We start from the raw sequence: 6,475 nt of genomic DNA on the forward strand, positions 1-6,475 counted from the left end.
AATTGGAAAGTCCTTGTGTGGCTTTTCCAATTATCTTAAAAAGCAATTTCCGAACGAACAGATCAAGGTTGCGGTATCGTACGACAGCCGCAACAATTCGCAAGGTTTCGGCCATCTGGTTGCCGATTGTCTTTTCGGCTAATGGTATCCATGTCTTTTTATTTGAGCAGCTGCGTCCTACGCCTATGCTTTCTTTTGCCGTAAGACATTACAGTTGCCATGCCGGCGTGATGTTGACAGCTTCACATAATCCGAAGGAATATAACGGCTATAAGGCTTATTGGAATGATGGCGGACAGCTGGTACCTCCACACGACAAAAATGTCATTGCTGAAGTCAATGCCATCCAATCCGTTGCGGAAATAAAATTTGAAAGAGTTCCGGAGAACATAACGTTGATAGATGAGTCTTTCGATGATATATATGTGGAAGCCAACAAGCGTCTGAGTATACATCCTGAGGCGGTAGCCGCGCAGAAAGACTTGAAAATCGTTTATTCGCCGATTCACGGGACAGGAATCACTGTTGTACCTAAAATGTTGAAAACATGGGGCTTCACCAACGTTACGGTGGTGGAAGAGCAGACAACTCCCGATGGCAATTTCCCTACAGTAGTGTATCCGAATCCGGAAGAGGAAGAAGCTATGTCTATTGCTAAGAAAAAAGGTCAGGAAGTAGGAGCAGATATTATCATGGCTACAGACCCTGACGCCGACCGCGTTGGCGTGGCGGTACGCAATAGCAATGGAGAATACCAGCTGCTCAACGGCAACCAGATCGGTAGCTTGTTGACGTACTACGTTCTTTCTTCGTATAAGGATAAGGGTATATTGAAGGAAAACGATTATATTGTTAAAACCATAGTTACTACAAACCTTATTACGGATATCAGCGAAAGCTTCAACGTGAAGTCGTACGAAACCCTGACAGGTTTTAAATATATCGGGGAGGTGATGACCCAAAAGCTGGGACAGGAAAACTATCTCGTAGGGGGAGAAGAAAGTTATGGATTTTTGGTGGGAGACCTTGTAAGAGATAAAGATGCGGTCAATGCCTGTGTCTTTTATTGCAGAGATGACGGCCTACTTCAAAAATCAAGGAAAAACGCTTTTTGAAGTGCTTATAGACTTATACGTTCAATATGGGTTTTATAAAGAGAAATTAATTTCACTTACCAAAAAAGGGAAAGCAGGGGCCGATGAGATCAAGCAGATGATGAAAAATCTGCGTGAAAATAAGCCTGAAATCTTGGGTGGGGTGAAAGTAGCAGAAATTAGGGACTATCTGGCTTTGGAAGCAACGAACCTCAACTCCAATGAAATCACAAAGATAGATCTTCCAAAATCCGACGTGCTTCAGTTTATTACGATAGATGGAGATGTGATCTCTGCCAGACCATCGGGAACAGAACCAAAGATCAAGTTCTATTGTTCAGTAAAAGAAAGCCTACTTGATAAATCACAGTATGAGTCAGTAGCAGCCAAATTGGAACAAAAGGTGGAAAACATAATGGCTGATATCGTGAAAGAATAAGCATGCAGAAGTGGAAAATACTCGATTCTAAATATATTATTCAACGGCCTTGGGCAACTTTACGGGTAGATAAAGTACAGTTGCCCAACGGATACGTGAAAGAAGAATATTATGTTCTGGAGTATCCTTCCTGGGTCAATATGGTTGCTTTCACGGAGGATGGAAAAATCTTAATGGTGAGGCAATACCGTCATGGCGCTCAGCAAATCATGCTGGAACTTCCGGCAGGAGTCGTAGAGGAAGGTGAAGATCCACAAGAGGCGGCCAGAAGAGAGTTGTTAGAAGAAACAGGCTACGCCTTCGATACTATTACGTATATCTGTAAGCTGTATGCCAACCCGGCAACAAGCGGCAACTTAACTTATACTTACCTTCTCCAAGGAGGTAAGAAGGTGCAAGAGCAACAACTGGACAGTTCCGAAGATATTGAAGTGGTGGAACTTTCAGTCGATGAGGTTAAAAAGATGTTGTGGGATAATAAGATTGGCCAGTCTCTCCACTGCTCAGCTCTATTTTATACTCTCCATACACTAGGTTACTTTAACTAAGCTTATCGTTTTTTTTGAGGAACAGCAATATTTTGTTGCGATAAGCACAAATTGGCGCTTATTTTTTATCTTTGCGCCATGGCAAGAGAGATATTCGAAACGAAGCGCAAGGCTTTGAAAATTAACCTTGATCCGGCGATTTATGGAACTTTTGCAGAGATTGGGGCCGGACAGGAAGTGGCGAGAAATTTCTTTGAGGCGGGGGCTGCTTCGGGGACTATTGCAAAGACCATCTCCGCATACGACATGGCTTTTTCGGATGCTATTTACGGGGCAGAAGAATCTGGACGATATGTAAGCCGTACGCGTCTTCGTAAAATGTTAGAACACGAATTTTCTCTTCTTACCGAAAGACTGAATACTGATAAATACAAAGACAAAAAGTTTTTCGCCTTTGCAGACACTGTAACCACCCTAAACTTTACAAAAACCAATGATCCGCACGGCTGGCTAGGCATACGTTTTCAGTCAGAAGTGGGAGGTCCTACAAATGATATCATCATGCACGTCCGCTTATTGGACTCCGACAACCGCCTTCAGGCTAAGGTGCTTGGTATTTTGGGGGTTAACCTTGTCTTTGCGGCATACTATTATGCCCATGACCCACAAACCATGATCGAATCGTTGGTGGACAATCTGTCCGTAGGAGCAGTGGAAATAGACCTTATTAAGCTTACAGGTCCTGTTTTCGAAAATGTAAACGAACGATTGGTAAACTTATATCTTATAGCTAAGGGTTTCTCAAAAGCAGCTCTGTTTAAGCCGGATGGCAAAGCGGCACAGATTAAAGATTTCTTATACAAAAAAAATATCGTTGTATTGCGAACCAAATACCGTCAGAAATCGCTGCCTAACTTCGATCTGTTCAATCTTGCTGTGGAGCAGTTTAAAAGGGATGCAGGGGCAACGCCGGAAAATACCGTTGTACTTATTGAGGTACTGATGGGCAATGTGCTGGATGAAGAATCGGATTTGACTATCGATGATCTGAAATATTTTGCCGACAGAGCCGAAGAGCTGTGCGCTACAGGAAACAACATTTTGGTGTCCAACTTCCGCAGAAATAATCACTTAGCGGAATTTTTCAAAAACTTCAAACCGGGGAATGTGGGAATTGCTACCAACGTTTCCAACCTCAGAAATATCTTTAATTCGGATAATTACAACAAAGATAATTATACGCACGAATTGCTGTCTTACATTTCAGGTATGTTCAGCACCAACGTAAAGCTATATGCTTATCCTTATCTGAATAAGAAGGAAAATAAGATTGTGACAGCAAAAAATCTTAAAGTGTCAGAGGAAGCTAAGCCATTATACGACTTCCTTATACAGAACAAATACATTGTAGATATAGAAAATTATGACGAAAGATATGTGAAGACCGTGTAGCGGTATTCACCCTGAAAAAGAAAGCCTTCGACGATAATCTCTCGAAGGCTTTTTTGTCAAATCTTCGCTATAATTTCTCTAGAAAGAAGTACTTTTTGCAATTTTCTGTAAATTCTATACCAAAACACTATACTTTTGTTGAGATTATAAAAATTTCGGATGAAAGCAACTTACATTGATTATAAGGATACCAATAGTTTTTCGAAAACGTTATTAGCTTATCTGGCTGCAGATGAAGGCCTGAAAGAGTTTTATGGCAATGCGCCTAACTTTGACGGCTTTGCCGATCAGATGAAACGTAAGTCTTCTTTCGCTAACCGACAACTTTTGGTTTCCTCCCTAAAAGATCAATACGGAGAGTTGCTGAAGGATTCTCCTGAAGTGGCAAAAAACATAGAGTTGCTTGCTCAAGACAACACGTTTACTGTTACGACAGGACATCAACTAAATATTTTTACCGGACCTCTATATTTTATCTTTAAGATTGTCACGGCCATTCGTCTGGCAAAGGATCTGAAGGTGCAGTTTCCTGAGAAGGAATTTGTGCCCGTATATTGGATGGCCACGGAAGATCATGATTTCGAGGAGATAAACAATACGCGGGTTTATAACAAAAAGATAGTGTGGGATGTTCCTGGTATTTCAGCTACCGGAAGAATGAAGACCGATACTATGGAGGCCGTAGTGCGTCAATATATTGGTATGCTGGGACTTTCTCCTAACTCTTCGAAGCTCGCTTCTATTGTAGAAGAGGCCTATCTTCGAGGGCGCAGCCTGGCAGAGGCCACTCGTGTATTAGTAAACGCTCTATTCAAAGAGTACGGATTAATCATTGTCGATGCCGATCGTAAAGAGCTCAAAGAGCTTTTCGCTCCGATTATAAAAGAAGATATTCTGAAAGAGAAAAGCTTCCATGCGATATCGAAAACTTCAACACTACTGGAAGAGAAGGGTTTTGGCACACAGGTACATGCTCGTGAATGCAATTTTTTCTATCTGACGGATGAATTTAGAGAGCGTATTGTGAAGGGAGAAGACGGCAGGTATGAGGTGTTGCATCGAGATATCTTTTTCTCAGAGGAAGAGCTTGTGGCTGAAATCTTTAGGCATCCAGAGCGGTTCAGTCCTAACGTGGTCATGCGCCCTCTATATCAAGAGTTAATTTTGCCCAATCTAGCATATATCGGAGGGGGAGCTGAGATTGTATATTGGTTGCAGCTCAAAGCTAACTTTGATCAGTATAAGGTTCCTTTCCCTATTCTTGTTCCCCGAAATTCGGCAATGATTACGGATGATACGGTGGCAAGTAAGATTTATCGTCTAGACCTTACCTTTAAATCTATCTTTAAACCTACCGCCACACTCCAAAATGAATACGTGCGTAGGCATACCACCCACAGACTCAACTTGAGGGATGAATGGATGGAGTTTAACGCTATCTTCGGTAAGATAAAGCTGCGTGCCCATAAGATTGATGCTAGTCTGGCGCCAAGTACGGATGCGGTAAAGGCCCGCCTGAAAAAGGCCATTAATAATTTGGAAAAGAAGCTGCTGAAGGCTGATAAGCGTAATCATCAAGAGGCTTTAATTCAGATCGAAAGACTTAAAGACAAGCTGTTCCCAAATGGGGGGCTGCAGGAGCGATCAGAAAATTTTGCTACCCTTTATATTAAATATGGTGATGAGTTGGTAAGAGAGCTAATCAAGCATTTTAACCCTCTGGAATTCAAGTTTACGATTCTATATTAGCAGGAAGAAGGAAGAACCCCTCCAGCTGCAAAGCAGTGAAGGGGTCTCGTAGTGCTAGGTGTAGAATATGTATGAACATTAAGGTAAATTGTTGATGGCATTTATAACCTGTTGTATGCTTCCGTCTTGCAGTTCGGCATAAGTGAAGGTTATAATCTGATTAGGAGAGATTGTCGCTACAGGTTTGACAGCATATTTGAAGCCACCATTGTATTCCGATACTAAGATATAGTACACTTCAGTTCCTATAGGCATTTTGGTGCTGGCATAAGCCAAGGCATGTGGATTAGATTTGGCGGCCATGAAGATATAGCTGTTGCTGCTGTTGAAGCCCACAGGTGTCTGAAAGGTAACGTAGGTGAAACCTTGTCCCAAGTCTACAAATCTGTCATAATTAAACCATTCGAAATTGCTTACGAAGGCGTTGTAGGCTTCCTCGTTGGAAGCTTGGTTGAAGCCTATCCAAAAATCTGTAGTTTGAGTAATATTTTCCCAAAACAGGTTGTCGTTGGCATCTATAGTTCCGGCAAAAACCTCCATGTCGTTGTCTGTACCGCCAGTGATGCTGGTAGGAGCATGGATGGTAAACCCACAGTCCGTAATTAGCTCTTCTCCATTCTGATATACTTTTACCAGAAATTCTCCACCTGAAGTCAAAAGGTGAGGTTCGCCGTTGAGCAGGCCTACAGTAGGTTTGTTGGTAGCCAACATGGTACCTCTGTCGAAAATTTCAATGTATTTGAGTTGTACCTGTCCGCTTACAGGATCTCCGTTTTGTTTTTTGAGGCAGGCTCCATTGATTATTACTTTTACTCCTTTTTCGGATGTGAACGTATATAATTCACTCGCATCAAAGACGTCTTCTTGCGTTATAGCTTCCAGGTTGCTTACAAAAAGATTTTTTAATGCCTCTCCAGATGGAGAATAGATGGGCTCTGTCACGGTGTCGTTAGAACAAGAGACAAATCCGATGAAGAGCGATAAAATTCCGAATATTGGTAACATCTTTTTCATAGTCTTAAAGTTTAAAGGGTTAATAACGTCTTTCTTTACCGTTATATAAAGGTTTGGATAAAATTGTTACCCCTTAATCCTTAAGATTTGCTTAGAAAATTTCAGCTATCATACAGCGTAGTGAGCCGCCCCCGAGCCGTTCTATGGTATAGATGGGGGCTGTGATCTATTTTACCAAAGAGAGATATGTTGTATTCTTTTCTGCTTCGTTTGGATGTAAAGTTTATATGCTTTGTTCG

The 6,475-nt window shown here is 41.8% G+C and carries 7 protein-coding genes; 5 read left to right on the forward strand and 2 right to left on the reverse strand.

All coding sequences use genetic code 11. The features are described 5' to 3' along the window. Positions 1-119: 119 nt before the first annotated feature. From SD31_RS18450 to bshC, 5 genes are all read left to right on the forward strand, one after another. Positions 120-1,115, forward strand: coding sequence for a phospho-sugar mutase (locus SD31_RS18450; RefSeq protein WP_231561187.1), 996 nt, complete (start codon positions 120-122; stop codon positions 1,113-1,115). Further along, positions 1,075-1,533, forward strand: a complete 459-nt coding sequence (locus SD31_RS18455; RefSeq protein ID WP_052258663.1) for a hypothetical protein — start codon at positions 1,075-1,077, stop codon at positions 1,531-1,533. Before SD31_RS18450 ends, SD31_RS18455 begins: the two co-directional genes overlap by 41 nt. A gap of 2 nt (positions 1,534-1,535) precedes the next feature. Next, on the forward strand, positions 1,536-2,081 hold the full coding sequence (locus SD31_RS04845) for an NUDIX hydrolase (RefSeq protein WP_039053314.1): 546 nt from the start codon (positions 1,536-1,538) through the stop codon (positions 2,079-2,081). 78 nt (positions 2,082-2,159) lie between these two features. After that, positions 2,160-3,473, forward strand: coding sequence for a hypothetical protein (locus SD31_RS04850; protein ID WP_039053315.1), 1,314 nt, complete (start codon positions 2,160-2,162; stop codon positions 3,471-3,473). Positions 3,474-3,632: 159 nt separating this feature from the next. After that, positions 3,633-5,222: a bacillithiol biosynthesis cysteine-adding enzyme BshC gene (gene bshC, locus SD31_RS04855; protein ID WP_039053316.1), complete on the forward strand. Its 1,590-nt coding sequence runs from the start codon at positions 3,633-3,635 to the stop codon at positions 5,220-5,222. Between the two features lie 78 nt (positions 5,223-5,300). Here the strand turns inward: bshC and SD31_RS04860 are convergent, their stop codons facing one another. Together SD31_RS04860 and SD31_RS21175 are read right to left on the reverse strand one after the other, a co-directional pair. Then, positions 5,301-6,236: a hypothetical protein gene (locus tag SD31_RS04860; RefSeq protein ID WP_039053317.1), complete on the reverse strand. Its 936-nt coding sequence runs from the start codon at positions 6,234-6,236 to the stop codon at positions 5,301-5,303. A gap of 91 nt (positions 6,237-6,327) precedes the next feature. Further along, on the reverse strand, positions 6,328-6,402 hold the full coding sequence (locus SD31_RS21175) for an arginine deiminase-related protein (RefSeq protein WP_410528234.1): 75 nt from the start codon (positions 6,400-6,402) through the stop codon (positions 6,328-6,330). Between the last annotated feature and the right edge of the window lie 73 nt (positions 6,403-6,475).

Origin of the sequence: Sphingobacterium sp. T2 (assembly GCF_000814685.1) — a bacterium.
GTDB classification, from domain to species: Bacteria; Bacteroidota; Bacteroidia; order Sphingobacteriales; family Sphingobacteriaceae; genus Sphingobacterium; species Sphingobacterium thermophilum.